The 24882-nt window shown below is 64.7% G+C and carries 25 protein-coding genes, 1 tRNA gene and 1 riboswitch; of the genes, 15 read left to right on the top strand and 11 right to left on the bottom strand.

Going from position 1 to position 24882, the window contains the following annotated elements; genetic code table 11:
- Positions 1–424: murein hydrolase activator EnvC (locus A8G00_RS20275; protein WP_172451933.1), on the top strand; the 424-nt coding region annotated here is incomplete at its 5' end.
- A 145-nt stretch (positions 425–569) separates the two neighbouring features.
- Here A8G00_RS20275 and htpX read toward each other — a convergent pair.
- Positions 570–1502 (bottom strand): zinc metalloprotease HtpX, encoded by a 933-nt coding sequence (htpX, locus tag A8G00_RS20270; protein ID WP_172451932.1) that lies wholly within the window; start codon positions 1500–1502, stop codon positions 570–572.
- A gap of 104 nt (positions 1503–1606) precedes the next feature.
- Between htpX and A8G00_RS20265 the strand changes: the two genes are divergently transcribed.
- From A8G00_RS20265 to gltB, 9 genes are all read left to right on the top strand, one after another.
- Positions 1607–1780: a DUF1674 domain-containing protein gene (locus A8G00_RS20265; protein WP_064485884.1), complete on the top strand. Its 174-nt coding sequence runs from the start codon at positions 1607–1609 to the stop codon at positions 1778–1780.
- Between the two features lie 198 nt (positions 1781–1978).
- The gene (locus tag A8G00_RS20260) at positions 1979–2407 is read left to right on the top strand and encodes a hypothetical protein (protein ID WP_025549941.1); all 429 of its coding nucleotides are present in this window, start codon (positions 1979–1981) and stop codon (positions 2405–2407) included.
- A gap of 87 nt (positions 2408–2494) precedes the next feature.
- Positions 2495–3394, top strand: coding sequence for a UTP--glucose-1-phosphate uridylyltransferase (locus A8G00_RS20255; protein ID WP_025549942.1), 900 nt, complete (start codon positions 2495–2497; stop codon positions 3392–3394).
- Between the two features lie 111 nt (positions 3395–3505).
- Positions 3506–3623, top strand: a riboswitch (yybP-ykoY riboswitch).
- 94 nt (positions 3624–3717) lie between these two features.
- Complete coding sequence (locus tag A8G00_RS20250; RefSeq protein WP_025549943.1) at positions 3718–4296, top strand: TMEM165/GDT1 family protein; 579 nt, start codon at positions 3718–3720, stop codon at positions 4294–4296.
- A gap of 103 nt (positions 4297–4399) precedes the next feature.
- The gene (locus tag A8G00_RS20245) at positions 4400–5338 is read left to right on the top strand and encodes a complex I NDUFA9 subunit family protein (RefSeq protein WP_103001531.1); all 939 of its coding nucleotides are present in this window, start codon (positions 4400–4402) and stop codon (positions 5336–5338) included.
- Between the two features lie 157 nt (positions 5339–5495).
- Positions 5496–6305 (top strand): undecaprenyl-diphosphate phosphatase, encoded by an 810-nt coding sequence (locus tag A8G00_RS20240; protein ID WP_044661262.1) that lies wholly within the window; start codon positions 5496–5498, stop codon positions 6303–6305.
- 165 nt (positions 6306–6470) lie between these two features.
- Positions 6471–7922: an NAD(P)-dependent oxidoreductase gene (locus A8G00_RS20235; RefSeq protein WP_103001530.1), complete on the top strand. Its 1452-nt coding sequence runs from the start codon at positions 6471–6473 to the stop codon at positions 7920–7922.
- Positions 7922–8632: a DUF2059 domain-containing protein gene (locus A8G00_RS20230; protein ID WP_048577410.1), complete on the top strand. Its 711-nt coding sequence runs from the start codon at positions 7922–7924 to the stop codon at positions 8630–8632. The genes A8G00_RS20235 and A8G00_RS20230 overlap by 1 nt, the downstream gene beginning before the upstream one ends.
- Before the next feature lie 86 nt (positions 8633–8718).
- Positions 8719–13257 (top strand): glutamate synthase large subunit, encoded by a 4539-nt coding sequence (gene gltB / locus A8G00_RS20225; RefSeq protein WP_103001529.1) that lies wholly within the window; start codon positions 8719–8721, stop codon positions 13255–13257.
- A gap of 9 nt (positions 13258–13266) precedes the next feature.
- Here the strand turns inward: gltB and A8G00_RS20220 are convergent, their stop codons facing one another.
- Positions 13267–13743: a hypothetical protein gene (locus A8G00_RS20220; protein ID WP_044661259.1), complete on the bottom strand. Its 477-nt coding sequence runs from the start codon at positions 13741–13743 to the stop codon at positions 13267–13269.
- Positions 13744–13892: 149 nt separating this feature from the next.
- Here A8G00_RS20220 and A8G00_RS20215 point away from each other — a divergent pair.
- The 5 genes from A8G00_RS20215 to A8G00_RS20195 all read left to right on the top strand — a co-directional run bounded on the left by A8G00_RS20215 (position 13893) and on the right by A8G00_RS20195 (position 18890).
- Positions 13893–13979, top strand: a tRNA-Leu gene (locus A8G00_RS20215).
- 305 nt (positions 13980–14284) lie between these two features.
- Positions 14285–15070 (top strand): LPS export ABC transporter ATP-binding protein, encoded by a 786-nt coding sequence (gene lptB, locus A8G00_RS20210; RefSeq protein ID WP_025549950.1) that lies wholly within the window; start codon positions 14285–14287, stop codon positions 15068–15070.
- Between the two features lie 48 nt (positions 15071–15118).
- Positions 15119–16633 carry an RNA polymerase factor sigma-54 gene (gene rpoN, locus A8G00_RS20205; protein ID WP_103001528.1) on the top strand — a complete coding sequence of 505 codons (1515 nt, stop codon included), beginning with the start codon at positions 15119–15121 and terminating at the stop codon, positions 16631–16633.
- A 143-nt stretch (positions 16634–16776) separates the two neighbouring features.
- Entirely contained in the window at positions 16777–17628 is an 852-nt protein-coding gene (locus tag A8G00_RS20200) for a D-amino-acid transaminase (protein WP_103001527.1), read from the top strand.
- A 257-nt stretch (positions 17629–17885) separates the two neighbouring features.
- Positions 17886–18890 (top strand): winged helix DNA-binding protein, encoded by a 1005-nt coding sequence (locus A8G00_RS20195; RefSeq protein ID WP_172451931.1) that lies wholly within the window; start codon positions 17886–17888, stop codon positions 18888–18890.
- Positions 18891–19045: 155 nt separating this feature from the next.
- On the opposite strand, the gene A8G00_RS20190 is transcribed toward A8G00_RS20195, so the two are convergent.
- From A8G00_RS20190 to A8G00_RS20155, 9 genes are all read right to left on the bottom strand, one after another.
- Positions 19046–20107 (bottom strand): site-specific integrase, encoded by a 1062-nt coding sequence (locus A8G00_RS20190; protein WP_103001526.1) that lies wholly within the window; start codon positions 20105–20107, stop codon positions 19046–19048.
- Positions 19993–20265, bottom strand: coding sequence for a helix-turn-helix domain-containing protein (locus A8G00_RS25935; protein WP_367379462.1), 273 nt, complete (start codon positions 20263–20265; stop codon positions 19993–19995). Before A8G00_RS25935 ends, A8G00_RS20190 begins: the two co-directional genes overlap by 115 nt.
- Positions 20266–20288: 23 nt before the next feature.
- Positions 20289–20909 carry a hypothetical protein gene (locus A8G00_RS20180; protein ID WP_146032629.1) on the bottom strand — a complete coding sequence of 207 codons (621 nt, stop codon included), beginning with the start codon at positions 20907–20909 and terminating at the stop codon, positions 20289–20291.
- Positions 20910–21001: 92 nt separating this feature from the next.
- On the bottom strand, positions 21002–21169 hold the full coding sequence (locus A8G00_RS25325; protein WP_172451930.1) for a glyoxalase superfamily protein: 168 nt from the start codon (positions 21167–21169) through the stop codon (positions 21002–21004).
- Positions 21166–21609: a hypothetical protein gene (locus tag A8G00_RS20175; protein ID WP_103001523.1), complete on the bottom strand. Its 444-nt coding sequence runs from the start codon at positions 21607–21609 to the stop codon at positions 21166–21168. Before A8G00_RS20175 ends, A8G00_RS25325 begins: the two co-directional genes overlap by 4 nt.
- Positions 21606–22088 carry a hypothetical protein gene (locus A8G00_RS20170; protein WP_103001522.1) on the bottom strand — a complete coding sequence of 161 codons (483 nt, stop codon included), beginning with the start codon at positions 22086–22088 and terminating at the stop codon, positions 21606–21608. The genes A8G00_RS20175 and A8G00_RS20170 overlap by 4 nt, the downstream gene beginning before the upstream one ends.
- Positions 22085–22288, bottom strand: coding sequence for a hypothetical protein (locus A8G00_RS20165; protein WP_146032628.1), 204 nt, complete (start codon positions 22286–22288; stop codon positions 22085–22087). Before A8G00_RS20165 ends, A8G00_RS20170 begins: the two co-directional genes overlap by 4 nt.
- A complete protein-coding gene (locus tag A8G00_RS25695) occupies positions 22285–22530 on the bottom strand; it encodes a GapR family DNA-binding domain-containing protein (protein ID WP_301182317.1) in 246 nt (81 codons plus the stop codon). Before A8G00_RS25695 ends, A8G00_RS20165 begins: the two co-directional genes overlap by 4 nt.
- A gap of 164 nt (positions 22531–22694) precedes the next feature.
- The gene (locus tag A8G00_RS20155; RefSeq protein ID WP_216365643.1) at positions 22695–24785 is read right to left on the bottom strand and encodes a bifunctional DNA primase/helicase; all 2091 of its coding nucleotides are present in this window, start codon (positions 24783–24785) and stop codon (positions 22695–22697) included.
- Positions 24786–24882 lie beyond the last annotated feature (97 nt).

Here is a 24882-nt window from a genome sequence, read left to right as displayed (position 1 = left end):
CCGGCCCGATCAGGCGCGCGCGTCCGCACCGGCCCGTCCGCGCAGCCCTGGCGCGCCGCCGCCCTATCGCCTGCCGGTCGTCGGCCAGCTGGTGACGGGCATGGGCGAAGTGTCGGAAGGCGGCGTCCGCTCACGCGGCCTGACCATCGCCACGCGCCCCGATGCTCTGGCCGTGGCGCCGACGGCCGGCCGCGTCGTCTTTGCGGGCCCCTATCGCGGCTATGGGCAGATCGTCATCATCGACCATGGCGGCGGCTGGACGACGCTGATCACCGGCCTGCTGCGCCTCAACGCCGCCGTGGGGGATGTGGTGCGGCAAAGCGATCCGCTCGGCAATGCCGGGCCCGGGCGGCCCAGCATCACCGTCGAACTGCGACGGAACGGCCGCCCTGTCGACATCGTGCCGCTGGTGGGCGCTGGCTGATCCGTCGCGCAAGTCGGGAGGTGATCCCTTGCCCCGGAATGGCGGCGCCAGAGCGCGCTGCGTTAAATCGGACCCAGGCCGCGCGCTCCCACGGGATAAGCGGCTCGTGGGAACGGGGTGCAAGGATGCCAGCGGCGTGCGATGCTTAATCGCGGCGCAGCGGATCGAGCGCGCTCGACTTGCGGGCTCGGGTCGCTGCCGGAAACTGGGCTGACGGGGATAGGGCGGATGCGCGCGGCGGCAGGGATGGGCCGTCCGCCATCTCCTCCAGCGCGGCGATGCGCTTTTCCGTTGCCGGGTGGGTGGAGAAAAGCTCGCTGACATGCACCGGCACGATATAGAGCTGGGCCGCGGCGGGATTGCGTTCGGCCACCGGATTGGGAATCGCCTCCGCACGGCCGGAAATCTTGGCGAGGGCGGAGGCGAGCGCGCGGGGATTGCCGCTGATCTCCGCGCCGGCGCGGTCGGCGCCATATTCGCGCGTGCGGCTGATCGCCATCTGCACGATCATCGCGGCGAAAGGCGCGACGATCACCGCCAGCAGCGTCGCGGCGACATTGCCATGGCCGTTGTCATGATTGCCGCCGCGGAAGAACAGGCCGAAATTGGCGAGCATGGAGATCGCGCCCGCAATGGTCGCCACCATCGTCATGATCAGCGTGTCGCGGTTGCGCACATGGCCCAGTTCATGCGCCATGACGCCCGCCACTTCGTCCCGGCTGAGCATCGACAGCAGGCCGGTGGTGGCGGCGACGGCCGCATGCTTCGGGTCGCGGCCCGTCGCGAAGGCATTGGGGTGCGGCTCATCGATCAGATAGACGCGTGGCATGGGGAGATCGGCGCGCCGGGCGAGGTCCGCGACGAGGCTGTAGAATTCGGGCGCGCTCCGCGCATCCACCTCCCGCGCATGATGCATCGACAGCACGATCCTGTCGGCGTTCCAGAAGGTGAACAGGTTCATGCCCGCCGCCACCAGCAGCGCGATCGCCGCGCCGCCGCCGCCGCCCAGCGTGTAGCCCAATGCCATGAACAGCGCCGTCAGCGCCGACAGCAGCATCACCGTCTTCATCCCACTCACTTGCGAAAGTCTCCTTTACGGCCCAGATAGCGGCCTTACTCTGAATATGGGGCGCCCTGAATATGGGGTGACGATGACGCCCCCGCAATCGAAAGGATGGACCGATGGGAACCTTCAACGGCAAGCGCCCCGCGCATGTGAAGCCGCCCGCGCACCTTTCCAAGAGCCCGCCGGTGCCGCAGCCCGACCCGATCGACAGTCCCTCCCGCCATGACGAGTTATTGAGCCCCGTTCGCTACGGCGACTGGGAACGCAAGGGAATCGCTATCGATTTCTGATCCGGCAGCGAAAGACGGTTAACGGTTCATCGCTGTTTGGGCACAGTTGGCGATGGCCTGTGCCGCGGATGCGGGCGGCACCGAACGCCCCCCTAGCCTTTTGCGCTGCAAAACGGGCAGGCTTTTATCCGAGCGGAAAGCATAACATACCGGGGCGCGGATGAAGTGAACGTGGTTGCCGAAGTCAATGTGAGGTCAGTGTCGGATTACGCGCCGGAGGATGCGGCGCTTCTGTGTGCAGTGGGTCGTCTGGTCTGTGCCTGGACGATGCTGGAACAGAGCCTGGAGGCGAAGATCGCGATGATGCGGGAAGCCATGGGGGATGTGCGGACCGTGGGTGCCCGGACCCGTCCGGGCATGACGAAGCTGATGACCGAACTGCGGACCATGGTGTCGATGCGGGACAGGCGCAATGCCGGCGCATTGACGGAAATAGCGGATATCGAGCGCGACATGCAGAGGATCGACCGGTTCCGGTCGCTCATCATCGGCGGCTTTCAGCAGCCCGCGCCCGGCGGCTTCACATGCCGCGATGCGCGGAACAATCAGACGCATGTCTCGCTTGAGCAACTCGAAGCGGAAATTGCTTCCCTCGAAAGGGTGGCGCAGCGCCTGCTGGCTGTCTGAACGGGTTAAGTAATCTTCCACGCTTGATCTTTATGCGGCGGAGGGCGAAGCCTTCATTCCGCGCGCGAGCCAAGAAACAGGAGCCTCATGTCCTACAAACCGATTCGCAAAGCCGTTTTCCCTGTCGCGGGTCTTGGCACGCGCTTTCTTCCGGCGACCAAGTCGGTGCCCAAGGAATTGCTGCCGGTGGTCGACCGTCCGCTGATCCAATATGCGGTGGACGAAGCGCGGGAGGCGGGGATCGAGCAGATGATCTTCGTGACCGGCCGCGGCAAGGGCGCGATCGAGGATTATTTCGACATGGCCTTCGAGGCCGAGGCGACGCAGCGCGAGCGGGGCAAGGACCTGTCCGCGCTGGACGGCACGCGGCTGTCGCCGGGCAATGCGGTGTTCCTGCGCCAGCAGGAGCCGCTGGGCCTGGGCCATGCCATCTGGTGTGCGCGGGACATTGTCGGCGATGAGCCTTTCGCGATCCTGCTGCCCGACGAATTCATGAAGGGCGCGCCGGGCCGGGGATGCCTGAAGCAGATGGTCGATGCCTATGACAGGGTCGGCGGCAATCTGGTCTGCGCGCTGGAAGTGCCGATGGCCGACACGCCGAGCTATGGCGTGATCGATCCGGGCCAGCGCGACGGCGCGCTGACCGAGGTGAAGGGACTGGTGGAAAAGCCCGCGCCGGGCACGGCGCCGTCCAACCTGATCCTGCCGGGGCGCTATATCCTCCAGCCCGAAGTGATGAAGATCCTGGAGACGCAGGAGAAGGGCGCCGGCGGCGAGATCCAGCTTACCGATGCCATGGCGTCGATGATCGGCACCCAGCCCTTCCATGGCGTGACCTTCGATGGACGCCGCTTCGACTGCGGATCGAAGGCAGGATATATCGAGGCGAACCTCGCCCTTGCGCTGGACCGCGAGGATATGGGCGAGCATATCCGCAAGTTCGCATTGGCCGAACTGGGCGTCAGCGGGATCGCCGCCGCGGCCTGACAGGGCGATGGAGAGGAAAGGCGTGGCCGGCCGCCACGCCTTTCCCGTCTCTGCGGCGCGCGGCAACAGCGCCGGGCGGTCTTGCCTCTGCCGCCGATTCATCCTATGGGCCCCTGCGTCATCTGGGGAGTAGCCAGCCGTTCCCGAGGGAGCGGGCCGTTCGTCAACATATTTGGCCGAGAGGCCATGGCGGGCGGGATGCGGGAGACCTTCAGAGTCCTTCCGCATCGGGCGAGACCAATGGCATCATCTTCTCCGTCCAGCCGGGCGGGAGGGGATGGTGGCATTGCGTCTTCACCTTCGCCCGGCCCGGACAGACCCTGATGGAAGCATTTCTCACCTCCACCGCCCTCGTCGCGCTCGCGGAAATGGGGGACAAGACGCAATTGCTGGCGATGCTGCTCGCCACCCGCTTTCGCAAGCCGGCGCCCATCATAGCGGGCATATTCGCCGCCACCCTGGCCAATCATTTCCTCGCCGCGCTGGTGGGCCATTCGGTCGCCGGCGTGCTGACGGAGCCATGGTTCCGCTATGCCGTCGCCGCCAGCTTCGTCGCGATGGCCGCGTGGACGCTGATCCCCGACAGGATCGACGAGGATGAGCCGTTGCGCGCGCCGTCGAAGGCGGGGGTATTCCTGACCACGCTGGTCGCCTTCTTCCTGGTGGAGATGGGCGATAAGACGCAGGTGGCGACGGTGATGCTGGGCGCGCGGTTCGACAATGTGCTGGCGGTCACCGCGGGCACGACGCTGGGCATGATGATCGCCAACGTGCCCGCCGTGCTGTTCGGCGAGGTGTTGGCGAAGAAGGTGCCGATGCGCGCGCTCCAGATCGGGGCGGCCCTGCTGTTCCTGGGCCTGGGCCTGTGGATGATTGCTGATTTGCGGGGCTGGATCGGGTAAAGCAGTTGTCAGCGGGCCGCGGCTGTTGCAAGGGGATGGCGGAAAGCCATTCCTTATCGGATGACAGGGGATGCGCAGAGTCATTCCCTTTGAACAGACAGGCATGGGACGCGTGATGAAGGACAGTCTGGTTACGGTGTTCGGCGGCGGCGGCTTTGTGGGGCGGCAGGTCGCCCAGGCGCTGATGGCGCGCGGCGCCCGGGTGCGCGTGGCGCAGCGCGATCTGTCGACCGCCGTGCGCGTCAAGCCGCTGGGCGCCCTTGGCCAGACGCAGTTCGTCGCGGCGGACATCCGCAAGCCCGAAAGCGTCGCCCGCGCCATTGCCGGCAGCGACATCGTCATCAATCTGGTGGGGGTGCTCTCGGGCGATTTCCAGGGTTCGCACCATGACGGCGCGGCGAACGTCGCCAGGGCGGCGGCGGACGCGGGCGTCCGGGCGCTCGTCCACATCTCCGCCATTGGCGCGGATGCGCAGAGCCCCTCCGCCTATGGCCGGTCGAAAGCCGAGGGCGAGGCGGCGGTCAAGGCCGCCTTCCCCAATGCGACCATCCTGCGCCCCTCGATCATTTTCGGACCGGAGGACCGGTTCCTCAATCGCTTTGCGGAGATCGTCCGCATCGCCCCGGTGGTGCCGGTGATCGCCGCCGACACCCGGTTCCAGCCGGTCTATGTCGCGGACGTGGCGCAGGCCGTCGCCAACGCCGCCGAAAATCCCGGCGAGCATGGCGGCAAGACCTATGAACTGGGCGGGCCGCAGACCTATACGATGCGGGAACTCAACGCCTGGATCGCCAGGACCATCGGCCGCGATCGCAGCCTGTGCGCCGTTCCCGCTTCGGTCGCCTCGCTGATCGCCATGCTGCCGGGCGGACCGATCACGCGGGACCAGTTGTCCATGCTGGCCAAGGACAATGTCGTCGCGCCCGGCGCGGACGGGCTGGCCGAACTGGGCGTCGCGCCCACGCCGATGCCGGCTGTCGCGGAGAAATGGCTGGTCCGCTACCGCAAGCATGGCCGTTTCGCGGGCCGGGTTCAGGCCTGATCCGCCGGAATCCGATCAGCCGGACCGACATCGGGCCGCGACGGGCCGTCTTGCGCGGGCCATTCGCTTCTGCACAATGGCCGCAACGCACCCAACGCCCTCTCCCGCCCCGGGGGAGGGTTTCCCTTTGTTCGCCCCATAAGGACTGCATCCCTCCATGGACCTGCATTATCTGACAGTCATCCTGCTTGGCATCGTCGAGGGGTTGACCGAGTTCCTGCCCGTATCCTCGACCGGCCACCTGATCCTGGCGAGCGAATTGCTGGGTTATGACGCGTCCACCTGGGCGATGTTCAACGTCATCATCCAGTTGGGCGCGATCCTGGCGGTGGTGGTGCTGTACTGGCGCACATTCTGGGCGGTGGGCATGGGCCTGCTGCGCAAGGAGCCGACGAGCTGGCGTTTCCTGCGCAATCTGCTGGTCGCCTTCATTCCGGCGGCGGTGATCGGCCTTGCCCTGCATAATCATATCGAGGAACTGCTGGGCGCGCCGCGGGTCGTCGCCTGGGCGCTGATCGTCGGCGGCGTGGCGATCCTGGCGATCGAGCGGATGGTGAAGGAAAACCGGTTCCACGGCATAGCCGACATTCCCTTCGTGCGGGTGGTGGGCATCGGCTTCATCCAGTGCCTGGCCATGATCCCGGGCGTCAGCCGGTCGGGCGCGACGATCATGGGCGCGCTGACGCTGGGGGTGGAGCGGCGCACGGCGGCGGAGTTCAGCTTCTTCCTCGCCATCCCGACCATGCTGGGCGCGTCCGCGCTGGAACTGCTGAAGAATGGCGACAAGATCACCTCCGGCGCGGTGGGATGGGACAGCATCGCGCTGGGGTTCGTGGTGTCCTTCATCGTTGCCGTGCTGGTCATCAAATGGTTTGTGGGGCTGGTGTCGCGCCATGGGTTCGCGCCGTTCGCCTGGTATCGAATCGTCGCGGGAATAGCCGCCCTGCTGTGGCTTTCCATGCGATAAGCCCGAAACGGACCTATTTAACGCAAGATTATTTCAGGAGCGGAGAAGTTCCGGAGGCATTTCGCGGAAAATAGGTCAATCATGCTGACATAAGTCGCAGAATCCGCGTGACTCTGCGGGTTTTTCTGCTATGCGCTCCCTGCAAATTCATTTCAGGGACTCATCATGGCAGACAATCCAATGCTGAAATTCGTGGGAACGGGCCAAGCCTATCCCGAGAAGCGTTCGGCCGACGATCGCGCCGACGATTTCCTGGAGATCAGCCGCAGCTTCATATTGGATCGGGCGGAGGAACAGGCGTCGCGCTGCTCGCAATGCGGCGTGCCTTATTGCTCGACCCATTGCCCGCTGCACAACCATATCCCTGACTGGCTGCGCCTGACCGCCGAAGGGCGGCTGCGCGAAGCCTATGAACTCAGCAACCTGACCAGCACCATGCCGGAAATCTGCGGCCGCATCTGCCCGCAGGACCGTCTGTGCGAAGGCAATTGCGTCATCGAATTTTCGGGTCACGGTTCCGTCACCATCGGTTCGGTCGAAAAGTTCATCACCGACACCGCCTGGAAGGAAGGCTGGGTCGAACCGCTGGTCCCCGGCGCGCCCACCGGCCAGTCGGTCGGCGTGATCGGCGCGGGTCCGGCGGGTCTGACGACCGCCGAATATCTGCGGGTCGCAGGCTATGAGGTGCATGTCTATGACCGGCACGACCGGGCGGGCGGGCTGCTGACCTATGGCATTCCCGGCTTCAAGCTGGAGAAGGATGTGGTCATGCGCCGCATCCAGCGGCTGAAGGACGGCGGCATCGTCTTCCACGAAAGCTTCGAGGTCGGCCGCGACGCGACCATGGAGGAGCTGCGCGGCCGCCATGACGCCATCCTGATCGCGACCGGCGTGTACAAGCCGCGCGACATCAAGGCGCCGGGCGTCGGCGCGCCGGGCGTGGTCAAGGCGCTCGACTTCCTGATCGCCTCCAACAAGGCCGGTTTCGGCGACGCCGTGTCGGAACATGAGGACGGTTCGCTGCACGCCAATGGCAAGAAGGTCGTCGTCATCGGCGGCGGCGACACCGCGATGGACTGCGTCCGCACCGCCGTGCGTCAGGGCGCGACCTCGGTGAAGTGCCTCTATCGCCGCGACCGCGACAATATGCCCGGATCGCAGCGCGAGGTCGCCAATGCCGAGGAAGAGGGCGTTGAATTCGTCTGGCTTTCCGCGCCCATCGCCTTTGAAGGCACGGAGCATGTGACCGGTGTCAAGGTCACGAAGATGCGCCTTGGCCAGCCCGACGCATCGGGCCGCCGCGCGCCGGAACCCGATCCCGGCACGGAGCACACGCTGGAGGCGGACCTCGTCATCAAGGCGCTGGGTTACGATCCGGAGGAACTGCCCAGGCTGTTCGGCGCGGAGGACCTGTCCGTCACACGCTGGGGCACGCTGCGCGTCGATCACAAGACGATGATGACCAGCATGGACGGCGTGTTCGCGGCGGGCGACATCGTGCGCGGCGCTTCGCTGGTGGTCTGGGCGATCCGCGACGGCCGCGACGTGACCGAGCATATGCACCGCTACCTGAAGGCGAAGGCCAAGGCGGCGGCCGGGGAAAGGCAGGCCGCCTGATGCGCGCCGCCCTCCTCCTCCTGCTGGCGACGCCGATCGCGGCTGAGGCGCAGACCCCGGTTCAGGCGGCAGCCGTCCAATCTGTCGATCCGGCACTGCTGACCAAGGCTCAGCCGATTGCCGCCGTCATCCTGCCCAACGGCACCATGGAAAAGATGATGGGGCCGATGATGCAGAAGATGATGGGACCGATGATGGACGGCATGACCAGGATGCCGATCCGCGAGTTCCTGAAGGTCGGCGGCCTCGACCCGGAACGGGCGGAACATCTGGGTGAAGGCACGATCGAGGAAATGATGGCGATCATCGATCCCAATTTCCGCAAGCGGATGGACGTGATCGTCAACAGCATGATGCCGGCCATGGGTCGTTTCATGGGACGTTATGAACCGGACATGCGGGAAGGCATGGCGGAAGCGTTCGCCCATCGCTACAGCGCGGCCGAGCTTGATCAGATCGGTGCGTTCCTGAAAACGCCCGTCGGCGCCAAGTTCGGCGCGGGCTTCATGGAGCTGGCCGCCGACCCGCATTATATCGGGCGGATGCAGAAGATCATGCCTGAAATGATGCAGGCCATGCCGGAGATCATGAAATCCTCCGCGGCGGAACTCGCCAAGCTGCCCAAGCCGCGAACCTATAATGATCTGACGAAGGCTGAACGCGAGCGTCTCACCGCATTGCTCGGCGCGGACGCCAAGAAGGCCCACTGACAAAAGCGCCGGCGATGCCGGCAACCAACGGAATGACAGCGGCCTTACCCAAAGACAGGGACGGCCACAGGCAAGGGTAAGTCATCATGACCGACACCAATTTCATGGCCAGCCCCGAAGAGCGCGCACGGATCGCGGCCGAGGGCATGTATCACCCGGAAATGGAAGGCGATGCCTGCGGCGTCGGACTGGTCGCCGCGACGGACGGCCGCCCGAGCCGTCGCGTGGTCGCCAGCGCCATCGACGCGCTGAAGGCCGTCTGGCATCGCGGCGCCGTGGACGCCGACGGCAAGACCGGCGACGGCGCGGGCATCCATGTCGACCTGCCGGTGCGTTTCTTCGATGACGCCATTGCCGACTCCGGCCACAAGCCGCTGCCCAACCGCCTTGCCGTCGGCATGATCTTCCTGCCGCGCACGGATTTGAGCGCGCAGGAAACCTGCCGCACCATCGTCGAGGCCGAGATCATCGACGCGGGCTACACCATCTATGGCTGGCGCCAGGTGCCCGTCGACGTCTCCGTCATCGGGGAGAAGGCGCAGCGCACCCGTCCGGAAATCGAGCAGATCATGATCGCCGGTCCCATGCCGGAAGAACGCGATCAGGCCGAGTTCGAAAAGGACCTCTACCTCATCCGCCGCCGGATCGAGAAGAAGGTGATCGCCGCGCAGATTCAGGATTTCTACATCTGCTCGCTGTCGTGCCGCTCGATCATCTACAAGGGGCTGTTCCTCGCGGAATCGCTGTCGGTCTTCTATCCCGACCTGCAGGACGAGCGGTTCGAGAGCCGGGTCGCGATCTTCCACCAGCGCTATTCGACCAACACCTTCCCGCAATGGTGGCTGGCCCAGCCGTTCCGCACGCTCGCGCATAATGGTGAGATCAACACCATCCGCGGCAACAAGAACTGGATGAAGAGCCACGAGATCAAGATGGCTTCGCTCGCCTTCGGTGAGCAGTCGGAGGACATCAAGCCGGTGATCCCGGCGGGCGCGTCCGATACCGCCGCGCTCGACGCCGTGTTCGAGGCGATCTGCCGTTCGGGCCGCGACGCGCCGACCGCCAAGCTGATGCTCGTGCCCGAAGCCTATCAGTCGGCCAGCGCCGAACTGCCCCAGGCGCATGCGGACATGTATGAATATCTCGCCTCCGTGATGGAGCCGTGGGACGGCCCCGCCGCGCTGGCGATGACCGACGGCCGCTGGGTCGTGGCGGGCGTCGACCGCAATGCGCTGCGCCCGCTGCGCTACACGCTGACCGGCGACAATCTGCTGATCGTGGGTTCGGAAACCGGCATGGTCGTCGTTCCCGAAACCACCATCGTGCGGAAGGGCCGCATGGGTCCGGGCCAGATGATCGCCGTCGACCTGCAGGAAGGCACGATCTACGACGATCATGAGATCAAGGACCAGATTGCCGGCGAGCGCCCCTATTCGGAACTGATCAAGGACTTCATGACGGTCAATGATCTGGGCGATGTGCCCAGTGCCCTGCCTTCATGGGACAAGGCCGAACTGACGCGCCGTCAGGTCGCCGCCAACCTGACGCTTGAGGACATGGAGCTGATCCTCGCGCCGATGGTCGAGGATGCGAAGGAAGCCGTCGGATCGATGGGCGACGACACGCCGCTGGCCGTCATTTCCGACAAGCCGCGCACGGTCAGCCATTTCTTCCGCCAGAATTTCAGCCAGGTCACCAACCCGCCGATCGATCCGCTGCGGGAACGGTACGTCATGAGCCTGAAGACGCGCTTTTCCAACCTCCACAACATATTGGAGCAGGACGCGCAGAACAGCCATGTGCTGGTGCTGGATTCGCCGGTGCTGACCTCTTCCGAATGGGCGAAGCTGAAGGGGCATTTCGGCCCTGCGGTGGCCGAGATCGACTGCACCTTCCCGGCCGAGGGCGGGCAGGAGCAGTTGCGCGCCGCCATCGCCCGCATCCGGGAGGAAGCGGAACAGGCCGTGCGCGAAGGCCGCACCGAAATCTTCCTGACCGACGAGCATGTCAACGCCGACCGCGTCGCCATCGCCGGCGTGCTGGCGGCGGCGGCGGTGCATACGCATCTCGTCCGCAAGGGCCTGCGCAGCTATGCATCGATCAACGTGCGTTGCGCCGAAGCGCTCGACACCCATTATTTCGCGGTGCTGATCGGCGTCGGCGCGACCACGGTGAACGCCTATCTGGCCGAAGCCAGCATCGCCGACCGCCATGCGCGGGGGCTGTTCGGCGATCTGACGCTGGACGCCTGCTTCGAACGCTATCGCATCGCGATCAACGAAGGCCTGCTGAAGATCATGTCCAAAATGGGCATCGCGGTCATCAGCAGCTATCGCGGCGGCTATAATTTCGAAGCGGTGGGCCTCAGCCGCGCGCTGGTCAACGACCTGTTCCCCGGAATGCCCGCGAAGATTTCGGGCGAGGGCTATCAGTCGCTCCACTACAGCGCGAAGCTGCGCCACGACACCGCCTATGACAGCGCCATCGTGCGCCTGCCGGTCGGCGGCTTCTACCGCCAGCGCAATGGCGGCGAGACGCACGCCTATTCGGCGCAGCTGATGCACCTGTTGCAGACCTCGGTCGCAACCGACAGCTATTCGACCTATCTGCAATTCTCGCGCGGCGTGCGCGATTTGCCGCCGGTCTATCTGCGCGACCTGCTGGAGTTCAACTTCGCCCGCGAGGCGGTGCCGATCGACGAGGTCGAGGCGACCACCGAAATCCGCAAGCGTTTCGTGACGCCGGGCATGTCGCTCGGCGCGCTCTCTCCGGAGGCGCATGAGACGCTGGCCATCGCCATGAACCGCATCGGCGCCAAGGCCGTGTCGGGCGAAGGGGGCGAGGATGCGAACCGCTTCAAGCCCTATGAGAATGGCGACAACGCCAATTCGGTGATCAAGCAGATCGCGTCGGGCCGCTTCGGCGTCCATGCGGAGTATCTGGGGTCGGCCGAGGAAATCGAGATCAAGGTCGCGCAGGGCGCCAAGCCCGGCGAGGGCGGCCAGTTGCCCGGCTTCAAGGTGACGGAGTTCATCGCCAAGCTGCGCCATGCGACGCCCGGCGTGACGCTGATCTCGCCGCCGCCGCACCATGACATCTACTCGATCGAGGATCTGGCGCAGCTCATCTACGACTGCAAGATGATCAATCCCCGCGCCCGCGTCTGCGTGAAGCTGGTCAGCCAGGCGGGCATCGGCACCGTGGCGGCGGGCGTGGCGAAGGCCCACGCAGACGTCATCCTGGTCGCGGGCCATGTCGGCGGCACCGGCGCTTCGCCGCAGACTTCGGTGAAATATGCGGGCACGCCCTGGGAAATGGGCCTGTCGGAAGCCAACCAGGTGCTGACGCTGAACGGCCTGCGGCATCGCGTGAAGCTGCGCACCGACGGCGGGCTCAAGACCGGCCGCGACATCGTGATCGCGGCAATCCTGGGCGCGGAAGAGTTCGGCATCGGCACGCTGTCGCTGGTCGCCATGGGCTGCATCATGGTGCGCCAGTGCCACAGCAACACCTGCCCCGTCGGCGTCTGCGTGCAGGACGAGCGCCTGCGCGAGAAGTTTACCGGGACGCCAGAGAAGGTCATCAACCTCATGACCTTCATCGCGGAGGAAGTGCGCGAGATTCTGGCGCGTCTGGGCTATCGCAGCCTGGACGAGGTGATCGGGCGGACCGAACTGCTGAAGCAGGTCAATCGCGGCGCCGAGCATCTGGACGATCTGGACCTCAACCCGATCCTCGCCAAGGTGGATGCGCCCGACGACCAACGCCGTTTCAGCCTGACGGAATGGCGCAACCCGGTGCCCGACAGCCTTGACGCGCAGATGATGAAGGATGCCCGCGCGGTGTTCGAACGCGGCGAGAAGATGCAGCTCACCTATACGGTGCGCAACACGCATCGCGCCGTGGGCACCCGCCTGTCGGCCGCCGTCACGGAGAAGTTCGGCATGTCGACGCTGGCGGACGGCCATCTGACCGTGCGGCTGCGCGGTTCGGCCGGCCAGTCGCTGGGCGCCTTCCTGTGCAAGGGCATCAAGCTGGAGGTCTTCGGTGACGCCAACGACTATGTCGGCAAGGGGCTGTCGGGCGGCATCATCACCGTGCGCACCACGGTGTCCTCGCCGCTATCGAGCAAGGACAACACCATCATCGGCAACACCGTGCTCTACGGCGCGACCAGCGGGAAGCTGTTCGCGGCGGGACAGGCCGGGGAACGCTTCGCCGTCCGCAATTCGGGCGCTCAGGTGGTGGTCGAGGGCTGCGGCGCGAACGGCTGCGAATATATGACCGGCGGCACCGCGGTCATCCTGGGCAGGACCGGCGCCAATTTCGGCGCGGGCATGACGGGCGGCATGGCCTTCATCCTGGACGAGGACGGCAGCTTCCCGACGCGCGCCAATCCGGAAAGCATCGTCTGGCAGCGGCTGGAAAGCGCCCATTGGGAGGCGGAGCTGAAGGCGCTGATCGCCCAGCATGCGGTGGCGACCGACAGCAAATGGTCGAACACGATCCTGGACGATTGGGACCGCTGGCGCCGCTACTTCTGGCAGGTCTGCCCGAAGGAAATGGTGAGCCGCCTCGCCCATCCGCTGAGCGATGCGCCGACGCAGGTCGTTGCCGCCGAATAAGCGGCCGGTTCAGTAAGACAGGGCAGCGTCCGCCGGGGCTTCCTCGGCGGACGTTCTGCTTTCGGGCGCCTGCGCGATCCGGACGGGCTGGAAACTGCCTTCGCTCTCGCCATTGGCGAATCTTTCGATGGAGGCCGGCAACGTTCGGACGGTCTGGGGCGGTTCGGCATGATCAGGCGCCATCTCGTCCCCCTGCGCCGCATAATCGCGCACCACAGGATCGTTCATTCCGTCCCAGCCAGCCATGTCGGCCGCCATCTGCCTGTCCGCAAGCGTCGGACCGCAGCCGTCGCAGCGAACGATGGCGGGGCCGGTCAGATCGGCAGACCCCATGTCGTAACCGGTCCCGTCGGGGCTGACCGCCTGCGGCAAGGAGGTTTCGGTTCCAGGCCTGGGCTGTGTCGTGGCGTACAGGCCCAGACCGAAGCCGCCGGTCAGCGCCACCCCGGCACATGCACATGAAAACAACCAGAAACGCGCGGACATGGGGCAACCCTTCCTCTATCCTTCACCCGCCCCCTGACTTTCTCCGACCAAAACAACGCAAATGAAGATCGGTTGTTGCATGAGGAAAAAGCCTTTGCTAAGGGCCGCCTCCTACCAAGGCACCGGCCCCGCCGGTTCCCGGAAAATGTGCGGTCGTGGCGGAATTGGTAGACGCGCAACGTTGAGGTCGTTGTGGCCGAAAGGCCGTGGAAGTTCGAGTCTTCTCGACCGCACCATTTTCCTTGAGATCCAATAGTCCCATCATCGCCAAGTTCGGGGACGCAGCGATGCGGACGCGGGCGGCATATGGTTGGCTGGTTGGAAAATCTGACCGGGCGCGCTCGCCAACCGAGGATGCTTCCCGCCATCGTCATTGAAAGCGCCACCGCCAGTCCCAATCTTGCGGCCTTTCACAGCCCTAAAAGGCGCATGGAACCATTTTCCCCTTGCCCCGGCGGCGATCCCATGCACAAAGCTTGCCAATTGCCGCGCGGGTCATGGAATCAACCCGCAAGAAGCATGCGGCAGCAAGGATGACGTGATGGACGACGTGATGATGCAGGACCGCTCAGCCCCGGCATCGCCCCTTCCCCCGCAGGAAGTGGGAGAGGGCCTGTCCGTCATCTCCATCGCCAAAAGCTATGATAAGCGCGTCGTGCTGGCCGATGTGTCGCTGACCGTCGGCAAGGGCGAGGTGGTCGGCCTGCTCGGCCCCAATGGCGCGGGCAAGACGACCTGCTTCTATTCGGTGATGGGGCTGGTGCGGCCGGACCATGGCCGCATCGTGCTGGACGGGCAGGACATCACCGGCCTGCCCATGTACCGCCGGTCGATATTGGGGCTGGGCTATCTGCCGCAGGAAACATCGATCTTCCGGGGCCTGACCGTGGCCCAGAATATCGGCGCGGTGCTGGAACTGGCGGAACCGGACAGGGCGGCGCGGCAGGCGCGGCTGGAACAGTTGCTGGAGGAATTCGGCCTGACCCGGCTGCGCGATTCCTCCGCCATGGCGCTGTCGGGCGGCGAGCGGCGGCGGTGCGAGATCGCCCGCGCGCTGGCGGCCAATCCGTCGATCGTGCTGCTGGACGAGCCGTTCGCGGGCATCGATCCGCTGTCCATCGCGGATATTCGCGACCTGGTGAAGCAGCTGAAGACGCGCGGCATCGGCGTCCTCATCACCGACCATAATGTCCGCGAGACGCTGGAGATCGTAGACCGCGCCTGCATCATCTATGACGGCAAGGTGCTGTTCGCGGGCAGCCCGACGGAGCTGGTCGCCAATGCCGATGTGCGTCGGCTCTATCTGGGCGAGAATTTCTCGCTCTGACATGGGCGGCGGGCGGGTCCTTCCTGACGGCGGCGAGGGGGAAGGCTGATGGCGCTCGCGCCCCGTCTCGACCTGCGGCAGAGCCAGTCGCTGGTGATGACGCCGCAGCTTCAGCAGGCGATCAAGCTGCTGGCGCTGTCCAATCTGGAGATCGAGGCGTTCGTCGCGGGCGAACTGGAAAAGAACCCGTTATTGGAGTCCGGCGGACCGGATGATTTCGCGCCGCCCGCCGACGGCGTGGACCGGGCGGCGGAACAGCATGACCTGCGCGCCGAGACGGGCGATGCCGACCAGTTGATCGGCCAGGGTCTGGGCGGCGCGGATTCGCCGCTGGACGTCGACTATGGCGCGGAGACCTTCATCGACGATGGGCCGGGCGACCGGATGGCGACGGCGGCCATTGGTTCCGGCGGCATGGACCTGCTGTCCGGCGGCAGCGGCGAGGCGCCGGATTTCGACAGCTTCGCCAATCCGGAGCAGGGCCTTCAGGAACATCTGATGGATCAGGCCCGCAGCGCGCTGTCGGGCATGGACCTGATGATCGCCGCGCAATTGATCGGGCAGATCGATGAGGCGGGCTATCTGGAGGCCAATCTGCTGGAGACCGCCCATGGCATGGGCGTGCCGCTCTTTCAGGTCGAACAGGCGCTGGCGGTGATCCAGGGTTTCGATCCGACCGGAGTAGGCGCGCGGTCGCTGTCGGAATGCCTGGCATTGCAGGCCAAGGAGGTCGATCGCTACGATCCCTGCATGGCGAAGCTGCTCGCCAATCTGGACCTGCTCGCCAGGGGCGCCCTGCCCCAGTTGCGCCGGATCTGCGGCGTGGATGAGGAGGATATGGCTGACATGATCCGCGAATTGCGCGGCTATGATCCCAAGCCGGGCCTGCGTTTCTCCACCGAGAGCGCCGCGCCGGTGACGCCCGACCTGTTCGTGCGGCCGACGCGAGAGGGCTGGGCGATCGAGGTCAACAGCGCCACCCTGCCCCGCGTGCTGATCAACCGGACCTATTATGTCGAGCTGGCGTCCGGTCCGCAGGACAAGACGTCCAAGGCCTGGCTGGCCGACTGCCTCGCCAGCGCCAACTGGCTGGTCAAGGCGCTCGACCAGCGGCAGAAGACCATCATCAAGGTCGCGAGCGAGATCGTCCGCCAGCAGGAGGATTTCTTCCGCAAGGGCGTGGAGCATCTGAAGCCGCTGACGCTGAAGGCCGTGGCCGATGCGATCCAGATGCATGAATCGACCGTCAGCCGGGTGACGTCGAACAAATATCTGTCCTGCCCGCGTGGGCTTTACGAACTCAAATATTTCTTCACCAGCGGCGTTTCTGCGGCCGGCGGCGACGGCGCGGTGTCGGCCGAGGCGGTCAAGAGCCACATCAAGGCGCTGATCGCGGCCGAGACGCCCGACGCCATCTTGTCCGACGACACGCTGGTCGACCTGCTGCGCGCCAAGGGCATGGACATCGCCCGCCGCACCGTCGCCAAATATCGCGAGGCGATGGGGATCGGGTCATCGGTGCAGCGGCGGCGGCAGAAGGCGTTGCGCGGGCAGGCGGCTTAGCGCGAGTTGGCTTGGGGTGCGGGCGCTCCCCTTCCCCCTTCATCATGTGAGGGAGATGGCAGAAATCCGCTCATAAGCTTGACCCGGCCAACACAAGCGGCAACATCAGCCATCTATTCCCTCAAGGATTTCATCGTCATCCCATGTCCATCGCCTATCTGAACGGCCGCTTCCTGCCGCTGGAACAAGCCCAGGTCCCCGTGCTGGATCGCGGTTTCCTGTTCGCGGACGGCATTTATGAGGTCGCGGCGGTGATCGACGGCAAGCTGGTCGACAGCGCGTCCCATCTCGCCCGGCTGGAGCGGTCCACCCAAGCGATCGGCATCGCCCTGCCCCTCTCCCTCGAGGAGATCGAGGCGGCGCAGAAGGAACTTGTGGCGCGCAATGCGCTGGCCGAGGGGCTGGTCTATCTCCAGATCACGCGCGGCGCCGATGCGACCCGCGATTTCCTGCCCTCGCCCGGCATCCAGCCCACGCTGGTCATGTTCGTCCAGGCCAAGCCTTTCCTCGACGTGCCCGCCGTGCGCAACGGGATCGCGGTCGCGACCATGCCCGACCTGCGCTGGGCGCGGCGCGACATCAAGAGCGTCGGCCTGCTCGCCCAGGCCATGGCCAAGCGCGCCGCCGCCGAAGCAGGCGCGCAGGAGGCCTGGATGGTCGAGGACGGCTTTGTCACGGAGGGGGCTTCGTCCACCGCCTTCATCGTGACGGAGGAGGGCATCGTCACCCGGCCCTATAGTCAGGCGGTGCTGGCGGGCTGCACCGGCGCGGCGCTGACCGCACTGGCGGAGGAAAGCGGCATCGCCATCGTCCGCCGCCCCTTCACCGTTGCGGAAGCGTTGGCGGCGAAGGAAGCCTTCATCACCAGCGCGTCGACGCTCTGCCAGTCGGTAGTGCGGATCGACGGCCGGGCCATCGGGGACGGCAAGCCCGGCCCGCTCGCGATGCGGCTGCGCACGCTCTATATCGACTTTGCGCGGCGCACCGCTGTCTGAGCAAAAGGCGGTTTGAGCAAAAGAACGCGCAAAACTTGATCCATTTCGGATGAACTAAGGGAATGCCGCCATTCCCGCCATTTCGGCGGGGATCGAAGCTCCATTTTGGCGGTCCGTTACGGTGAGGCTGGAAAAGAGCCGTTTACAGGGCGCTCCCTGAACGCGATGGGCGGCATTATCTCCATAATGGAGAATGGTTTGGCTGCGTAACGACGGCGTTGCGATAAGCTGGAACAAACAGGATGGAGATTTTCGGCGTGGGTTTGGATCATGATGAGATCGGTTTCGGCGCATCCCTGGACCAACCCTTCGGCGCGCGCGACGAGCGGCCGGGCCTGCTGATCCTGGCCGACGACATCTATCTGGACGACGCCGCGATGCTGAGCCAGGCGGCGGGCCTTCGCCTGCTGGGCACGGTGCCGCTGGACCAGGCACCGACCCGGCTGGACGTGCAGATCGGCTGCGACATCATCCTTTGCTTCTGCCCGACGCCCGATCCGATGATCGAGCGGCTGCTGGTGCAGATCGAGACCTTGGCGCTGCAGAACGACATGCCGGTCATATTGGTGGCCGATCTGGGAACCGTCGATCTTGCCTATGCCTGCCTGCGCAGCGAGCGGACGCAATTGCTTTGCCGGCCGGGGCATACGGATCTGGCCGCCGCCCTTCTGGCGGCCGCCCGCCAGAGGCCGTCCGGATCGCTGCACGAGGCGAACCGGGATAATGAAGGCCTGCGGCTGCAACAGTTGAGCGACGAGGTGAGCCGCCTCGCCCGCACGCTGGAGGCGCTGACGCTGCGCCCGCGCCATGCGACGCCGTCCTTCGACCTGGGGCCCCGCATATCGGACGAGCCGAGCGACTATATCGGCATGCCGGCGCTGGAACCGATCGGCAGCGCCGACAAGTCCGCCGATGCCGCGGCCCTGGAAGCAGCGCAGGTGCGCGACCTGTTGCGGGCGCGTCGATTGCGCGACGATTTCCTGCCCGCCGATCTGTTCGCTGACCCTGCCTGGGACATGCTGCTGGACCTGCTGGCGGCGCGGCTGGAGCATGAGCGCGTGTCCGTGTCCAGCCTGTGCATCGCATCGGCCGTGCCGCCCACCACCGCGCTGCGCTGGATCAGGACGCTGACCGAGATGGGCTTTGTCGACAGGCAGGCCGATCCGCATGACGGGCGCCGCGTCTTCATCGCGCTGGCCGACCACACGGCGGAGGCGCTGACCCGCTGGTTCACCGCCAGCCGCCGTTTCCTGTGCGCGTGACGTACCGGTGCGCATCGCCGCTTGACCGACGCCCGGATTACCGTAGATAGACGCGCACCGGACGCTTGGCATCAGGACAGGCATCGGGCGATTAGCTCAGTTGGTAGAGCGTCTCGTTTACACGGAAATTTGGCGTTTATCCTATCGCGTTGAATTTACGCGGTTTTCTTTGCTTCCGCTGTATCCACTTCGGGAATAGTTCGGGACTCCGAAGCCTCCAGCGCCTTGCGCACGTCGTCATCGAAAGCATGGGCATAGCGAAGGGTCGTGCGGATATTCTGGTGTCCCAAGGCTTTCTGCGCGGCGGCCAAATTGCCGGTTCGGCGCAGGATCCGCGTCCCGCGCGTGTGGCGCAGATCATGGAAGCGGAAATTTTCGATTTCGGCGGCGCTCAGGGCCTCGCCCCACACCTTCCGCCATCCATCCTTAGAAATCGGATACCGTTGCCCCTTGCGGCGCTTCTGGCGGCTCTGCTGGCATTCATAGGTGAACACCTGCGGACATGCCTGCGGCTGCGTCGCTATCATGACGATCATTTCAGTGGTCAGCGGGCGCTTTTTGCGGTTGCCGCCTTTCACGGTCCGCCACGCCACCTTCGCGGGCAAATCCAGATCGGACCAAAGCAGGGTCCGCACTTCGGAAACGCGCCATCCTGAGAGCAGGGCAAATTTGACGAACGGCTGATAATCTTCCCGGATCGTGGAAAGCAGCCGGTCTTCCTCATCGAATTGGAGTTCGCGCGGGTCATGTTCCTTGACCGCATAGCGCATTGCGCCCCAATCCGGCATTTCGCCGACATCATAGCGGGCGCGTTCGGTGGCGCGCCAAAAGGCGCGGGCGACGTCGATTTCCCGATTGACGCTGGAGCCTTCGACCAGCGCGGCGCGCTGGCGGAAATAAGCACCGATGTCCGTATGATCGACATCGGACATGAAGGTGCGGGGGCCGATGGCATTGACGAAATTGTCCAGCCAGCTTTCAGATGACGCGCTCCATCGGCCCTCTTTGCGCAGCTTCGCTTCGTATAGCCCGGCGGCCTCGTCCATCGTGATCGGTTTGCGATTTTTGATGTCGAGCGCCGCTTCTGCGCGCTTGCGGGCCTCTACCCTTTCCGCTTCGCGCTTCGTTTTCTGGCCCGTCGAGCCGTGAAATCTCCGACCACGATGTTGGAAATCGTAGAGGTAGAGGGTCGAGTTTTTCGGCTTGTAGACGGACATTCATGATCCTCGCGGACGCGGGCCGCTACATAGGCGTCGCAGTCTTCCGGGCGGTAGCGAATCTTGCGCTCTGTGATGGCGACGTAACGAATATGGCCCTGCTGGCGAATGCGGCGCAAGGTCTTGTCGCTGATATGGAGGCGATTGGCCGCCTCCATCGGGGTCAAAAGGACCGGCCCGCTCATGCCGCTAACCTCAACTGCTTTTCCGCCGGAGCCTTATCGCGGGGCGGGATCCAGAAGGTCGGGGCAAATGGCCGACCTTCAAAGTCCGTCATGGGGGCGCGGCGCTTGTCCCAGACCACCCACATATAATCGATTTTGCCGTGATCGTATGCGTTGTCGCCTAGCTGTTCGATGATGTTGCCGGGGGGCATGGATGGCCGTTCGCACAGGATCCAAACGCCGATCGGCGTCTCGTCCGTGAAAAGGCAATAGCGGCCTTCGCTGGCGAGCCATTTCAGGGGCAGGAGGGCGCAGACCTTGTGCGTGGCGATCGACAGGGCACGGCGGATGCACTTTTCCGCCAGACCGCGCACAAGGCGGCCATTCTGGAAAGAGAATGGCGGGTTGAAGATGATCGACAGGCCGCCGCCCGCTTCCAGCAGATGGCGCTGGTCGCCCAACAGGTCATGTTCGCCCATGAACAGCCGGTGCCCAGCAGCGCGGGCGAATAGGTCCGTGCCATAGGCATTGAAGCCGCGTTCGGTCAGCGTCTCCGGGATATGCATCTGACCACAGCAGGGATCCAGATAGGTGACGTCCGACTCCAGGGCGATCATATCCAGCAAGCGGTGCGTCACCCATCTTTCCTCGACATACCAATCCCATGGATGACGCTTAATCTTCTGTTTTCGGCGAAGGCGCTTGCCAGCGCCGCTGGTAAGTTCCCCGCTCATTGTTCCTCGCTCCCGGTGCTGAGCGCCTTTTGGGCGTCATGGTAGTTGCGGAATCCTGCATCGCGGGCGACGCGTTCCAGCGCATCCGCGTGCTTGATGCCCTGTTCTTTTTTCAGGCGCTTGGCGGCCCGTTTCAGGCCGTTGATCGTGGTGAACTGCGTCATGCAGCGTTCCTTTGTTCGGTGGCGGCGGCGCGGAGTTCGAGCAGGGGGATTGCCCAGATCTGCACGTAAAGGTGCGCCCAGCGCCAAATGGCGTAGAGGTTGCGATGATGCGGGGTGTCGGCGACGGCCTTTTCCAGTGCGCGGCGCGCGGTGGCGACAATGGCAAGCCAGCCCTCCCGATCGGTCGGGTTAGGTGGCCGGCCAACGCCGGTCAGTTCCTCGCGCTCCAGCGTCGGGATCCCCAGCTTGCGGGCGATCAGCACGGCCATGATATGCCATTGTGCCATGTCGGCATTGCGGGCTTCGGTCAGACGCCAGCGTTTATCGCCATTGCCCGCCTTGCGGATCTCTTCCGCCCAGCCCGCTTCCCGGCGCTTGCACTCCGACACGATGGCAGACCAATGGTCAGGCGTCGTGATGGCCCATGGGGCGGCGGTCATGGCTGCACCGCCCTGCGCCCCGCGTCCGTGATGGAATAGGTCGCGTAATAGCCGTCGGGGGTCTTGGCATGGTGAACATAGCCCCAGCGTTCGAGGCGGCGGAGCATGTTGCGGACCTGCGGCAAGCATCGACGGCCAGAGATATATCCACAGGCGCGGGCGATCTCCCATGTCATGCCCTGCGCTCTGTCGGCCAACAAACTCAAGGCGGTATGTTCTTGCAGCGACAGCCTGCGCCATTGGTCCGCTTGGGGCGGATGCATCGTCGTCATGTAATCCGTCATGCGATCATGCTGGGCCTGCGCCACACTGCTGGCGCAGTCAGGGCAGCGGACGAAGGGGGAGCCGGAACAGTCCATGGCGATCAATGCCCAGCCCTTCGGCACGTCGGCGGTCTGGCTATTGTGCTGGCGGCCGCAATCGGCGCAGATGAAGATGACGGCGGACTGAGCGCGGGCGATTTTCTGAAAGGCGGTCAACGGCGTTCCTCCTGAATAGAGGCCACAAAACGGGCGATGATGAAGGGGATGGCGCAGACGACAGCGATCAGAAAAAGCGCGCGGGTCGCGCCCTTGATCGCCAGTTCGAGGCGGCGGCAGTGGCGGCCAGCGGTGCCACAGGAATCGCAGCGGCAACCGATGGGATGGATGGCGGGGGTGGATCGGCTGCGCATGGTCATTCGATCCCCAGCGCGGCCTTGTAGGTTTCGAGGATCGCCTCGCTTTCCATGCGCGTGTTGCGCTCCAGCTTCCGCAGGGCGAGGATGGATTTCATGCCCTTGACATCGAAGCCGGTGGCCTTCGCCTCTCCAAACACGTCCTTGATGTCGTCGGCGATGCCCTGCTTCTCTTCCTCAAGCCGCTCGATCCGTTCGATCATCTGGGCCAGTTGCTGCGCGGCGGCCTCGGGATTGGCCTTGATCGGATCGGGAACGAACCGCTTTTTCCGCCCTTTGCTGACCGGCGCGGTGTCGTTGGCCGGGACCAGCTTATGGACGAAGCCGCCTTTGCCATCGGGGACGGATGCCATGCGCATTGCGGGCGCGGGGGTATCTACAGTCTGAGCCTGCATGATTGCCTTCCTGTTCATGCGTTGGAGGGGGTGCTGGGGCGTGCGAAAACCCAGCAGTTGACGGTCTTGCCGGTGCGGGAATTGACCGGCTTGTGAGCGAGGAACTTCCGGGCCTTGCTGGATTTCAGCAGGCGCTTGAGTTCATTCATCGGGGGAAGCGACAGGCGCAGATCGCCGCATTTCTGCTCGAACTGCACAAGGTTGATCGCGAAGACGTCGTTGGTGCGGCTGTGATCAATAGGCCGGTCCGTCGTGTCAGATTCCTGCGCCGCGATCCAATCGAAGCGCTCCCAGAATAGCTCGACATGGGGATGATCATGTTCGACCAGGCGCTGCCGTTCGGTCAGCATTTCCCGGATAAAATCGTGCGTGGCATCAACCGCGGATCTCGGCACGTTGCGCACCACGATCTGCATCGCGTCGAACATGGCGGCCAGTTGGGCATGGTTCTTCGCCAAGCGGTCGTTGCGGACGCCGGGCTGCTTGAGCATCGCATCGTAATGCTGGGCGAACCGCTCCCGATAGCATTGCAGGATTTCCGCCTCTTTGCGGACGATGTGAACGATGAAGCCCGACACGTCGTCACGCTCGAAACGGCTGATCTTCTCGGCGGCGGTGCGGGTGTGCGGCCCCCAGCCCGTCTTGTCGATCGTCAGGCCCATGATGCGCTCGCGCATCGCCGGGGACGCCTCAACCGGATCATTCTGCACGATCGCGATGGCGCCCCGGAAAGGCGGTTCGAATGTTTCCATACCGCCGTTGGCGATGGCGCGGGTGCGGACCGCGCGCCCGTTATAGGCGGTTTTCAGTTCGTCCCACTCGAACCGGCGGCTGTGCGGGGTATCCTGTGTGCGGTCGCCTTCGATCAGCACCACCGGCAAGTTTCCGACCTGCCCCAGCGTGCGGGCAATACCGGCATTGGTGGCCTTGGTCGGGTCGAAGCCTTCATAGTTGCCGACACGGCCCATCAGCTTCCACAGGAAGGCGATCAGCGTCGTCTTGCCGGTGCCGGGAGGGCCGGTCACTTCAAGGAAGCCCAGCGATTCCTGCATGGCGCGGACCTGCTCGGCGAAGAGGGACAGCACCCAGAATGTCAGGGTGACATAGCCCTTCGCGCCCCACGCCTCATAGACGGGCTGGACCCAATCGAGATTGAGCCGGTCCGCATCATAGTTGATCTTCAACAGCCGGTCCGCAGTGCGCAGCTTCACCGCCTTGCGGGAAAAGACGAAATAGTCGTCGGCGTTGACCTTCTCGACCTTGCCGCTGCTGACGCCGATGTCGCCCAGCAGATAGGCTTCATGGTCGATCGAATAGCCGGTGAACTGGATCGCCTCGACCATGCGGATGCTGGCCCATTGTCGCTGCATCAGCTTGTCCAGATGTCCGGTTGCGCCGGTCCACTGCGCGCCCGGTGCGACCGATGACAGGCGCTTTTTGAACTCGGCACCGGCGGACAGGTTCGCGCCGGAAAAGGTGGCCTTCACCGCATCGCGGCGCGGCTGACCTTTGACGCGGGGGAAGTCGATGCGGAGGAAATAGGCTCCCTCCTCCAGATAGGCGTCCTTCTGGAAAAAGAGGGTGCGGAAGGTGCAGTTCGCCAGTTCGGTGATGTCGGCGGCCTGACGGGCGGCCTTTTCCCATTGCTCCTCATAGGGCAGCTTCTGGATCGACGGATCCGTCTCGCGCAGCCCTTCAAGGATGCTTTCGATCCGCTCCAGCGAGAAGGACGCCCACAACTGGCGCTGGTTGAAGATCAGGGGGAATGACGCGGTTTTGAACCGCTTGTAGATCAGGAACGCCTTTTCGTCGGCGGTGGCGGCGATCGTGACGTCGCCCGCCCACAGATATTCCTCTATGTGCTGGGGCTTGAGCCGATCGGCTTGGTGCAGGTCGTTCCAGTCCCGCTTTTCGCCCTCGCCATCGACACGGACCTGCGCCGCGCCCGCCATCCAGCCAGCTTTGCGGGCTTCGGCGACGTGCGAGATCGCATATTCGACCCCGGCGGCCCCCTGATCATAGGCGAAGATCAGGCGCGGACCGGCCCCGGCGTCGGGATCATCGCCGATGGCTTTGCGTATGTCCGCCGTCAGCGCCAATGGCACAGATTGAGGTTGTGATTTAAGGAGGATTTGGGCTTCGTCGTAGTGACGAAGGAACGAAGATGAAGCCCAAATCCTCCTTGAAAAAATCGGCGCCGAA

Source organism: Sphingobium sp. SA916, assembly GCF_002894065.1.
In the GTDB taxonomy this organism is placed as follows: Bacteria; Pseudomonadota; Alphaproteobacteria; order Sphingomonadales; family Sphingomonadaceae; genus Sphingobium; species Sphingobium fuliginis.
Note: the sequence above shows the minus strand (reverse complement) of the source record. Positions and strands in the feature narration are given on the sequence as shown.

Coding starts and splice junctions, on each gene's coding strand:
- A8G00_RS20165 (WP_146032628.1), bottom strand. CDS start 22,288: ATGACCATGCGCAGCCGATCCACCCCCGCCATCCATCCCATCGGTTGC.
- A8G00_RS20190 (WP_103001526.1), bottom strand. CDS start 20,107: ATGTCCGTCTACAAGCCGAAAAACTCGACCCTCTACCTCTACGATTTC.
- A8G00_RS20235 (WP_103001530.1), top strand. CDS start 6,471: ATGGCAGACAATCCAATGCTGAAATTCGTGGGAACGGGCCAAGCCTAT.
- A8G00_RS20250 (WP_025549943.1), top strand. CDS start 3,718: ATGGAAGCATTTCTCACCTCCACCGCCCTCGTCGCGCTCGCGGAAATG.
- A8G00_RS20255 (WP_025549942.1), top strand. CDS start 2,495: ATGTCCTACAAACCGATTCGCAAAGCCGTTTTCCCTGTCGCGGGTCTT.
- gltB (WP_103001529.1), top strand. CDS start 8,719: ATGACCGACACCAATTTCATGGCCAGCCCCGAAGAGCGCGCACGGATC.
- A8G00_RS20220 (WP_044661259.1), bottom strand. CDS start 13,743: ATGTCCGCGCGTTTCTGGTTGTTTTCATGTGCATGTGCCGGGGTGGCG.
- A8G00_RS25935 (WP_367379462.1), bottom strand. CDS start 20,265: ATGGAGGCGGCCAATCGCCTCCATATCAGCGACAAGACCTTGCGCCGC.
- A8G00_RS20200 (WP_103001527.1), top strand. CDS start 16,777: ATGTCCATCGCCTATCTGAACGGCCGCTTCCTGCCGCTGGAACAAGCC.
- A8G00_RS20240 (WP_044661262.1), top strand. CDS start 5,496: ATGGACCTGCATTATCTGACAGTCATCCTGCTTGGCATCGTCGAGGGG.
- A8G00_RS25325 (WP_172451930.1), bottom strand. CDS start 21,169: ATGACGCAGTTCACCACGATCAACGGCCTGAAACGGGCCGCCAAGCGC.
- rpoN (WP_103001528.1), top strand. CDS start 15,119: ATGGCGCTCGCGCCCCGTCTCGACCTGCGGCAGAGCCAGTCGCTGGTG.
- A8G00_RS20175 (WP_103001523.1), bottom strand. CDS start 21,609: ATGACCGCCGCCCCATGGGCCATCACGACGCCTGACCATTGGTCTGCC.
- A8G00_RS20230 (WP_048577410.1), top strand. CDS start 7,922: ATGCGCGCCGCCCTCCTCCTCCTGCTGGCGACGCCGATCGCGGCTGAG.
- A8G00_RS20265 (WP_064485884.1), top strand. CDS start 1,607: ATGGGAACCTTCAACGGCAAGCGCCCCGCGCATGTGAAGCCGCCCGCG.
- lptB (WP_025549950.1), top strand. CDS start 14,285: ATGGACGACGTGATGATGCAGGACCGCTCAGCCCCGGCATCGCCCCTT.
- A8G00_RS20245 (WP_103001531.1), top strand. CDS start 4,400: ATGGGACGCGTGATGAAGGACAGTCTGGTTACGGTGTTCGGCGGCGGC.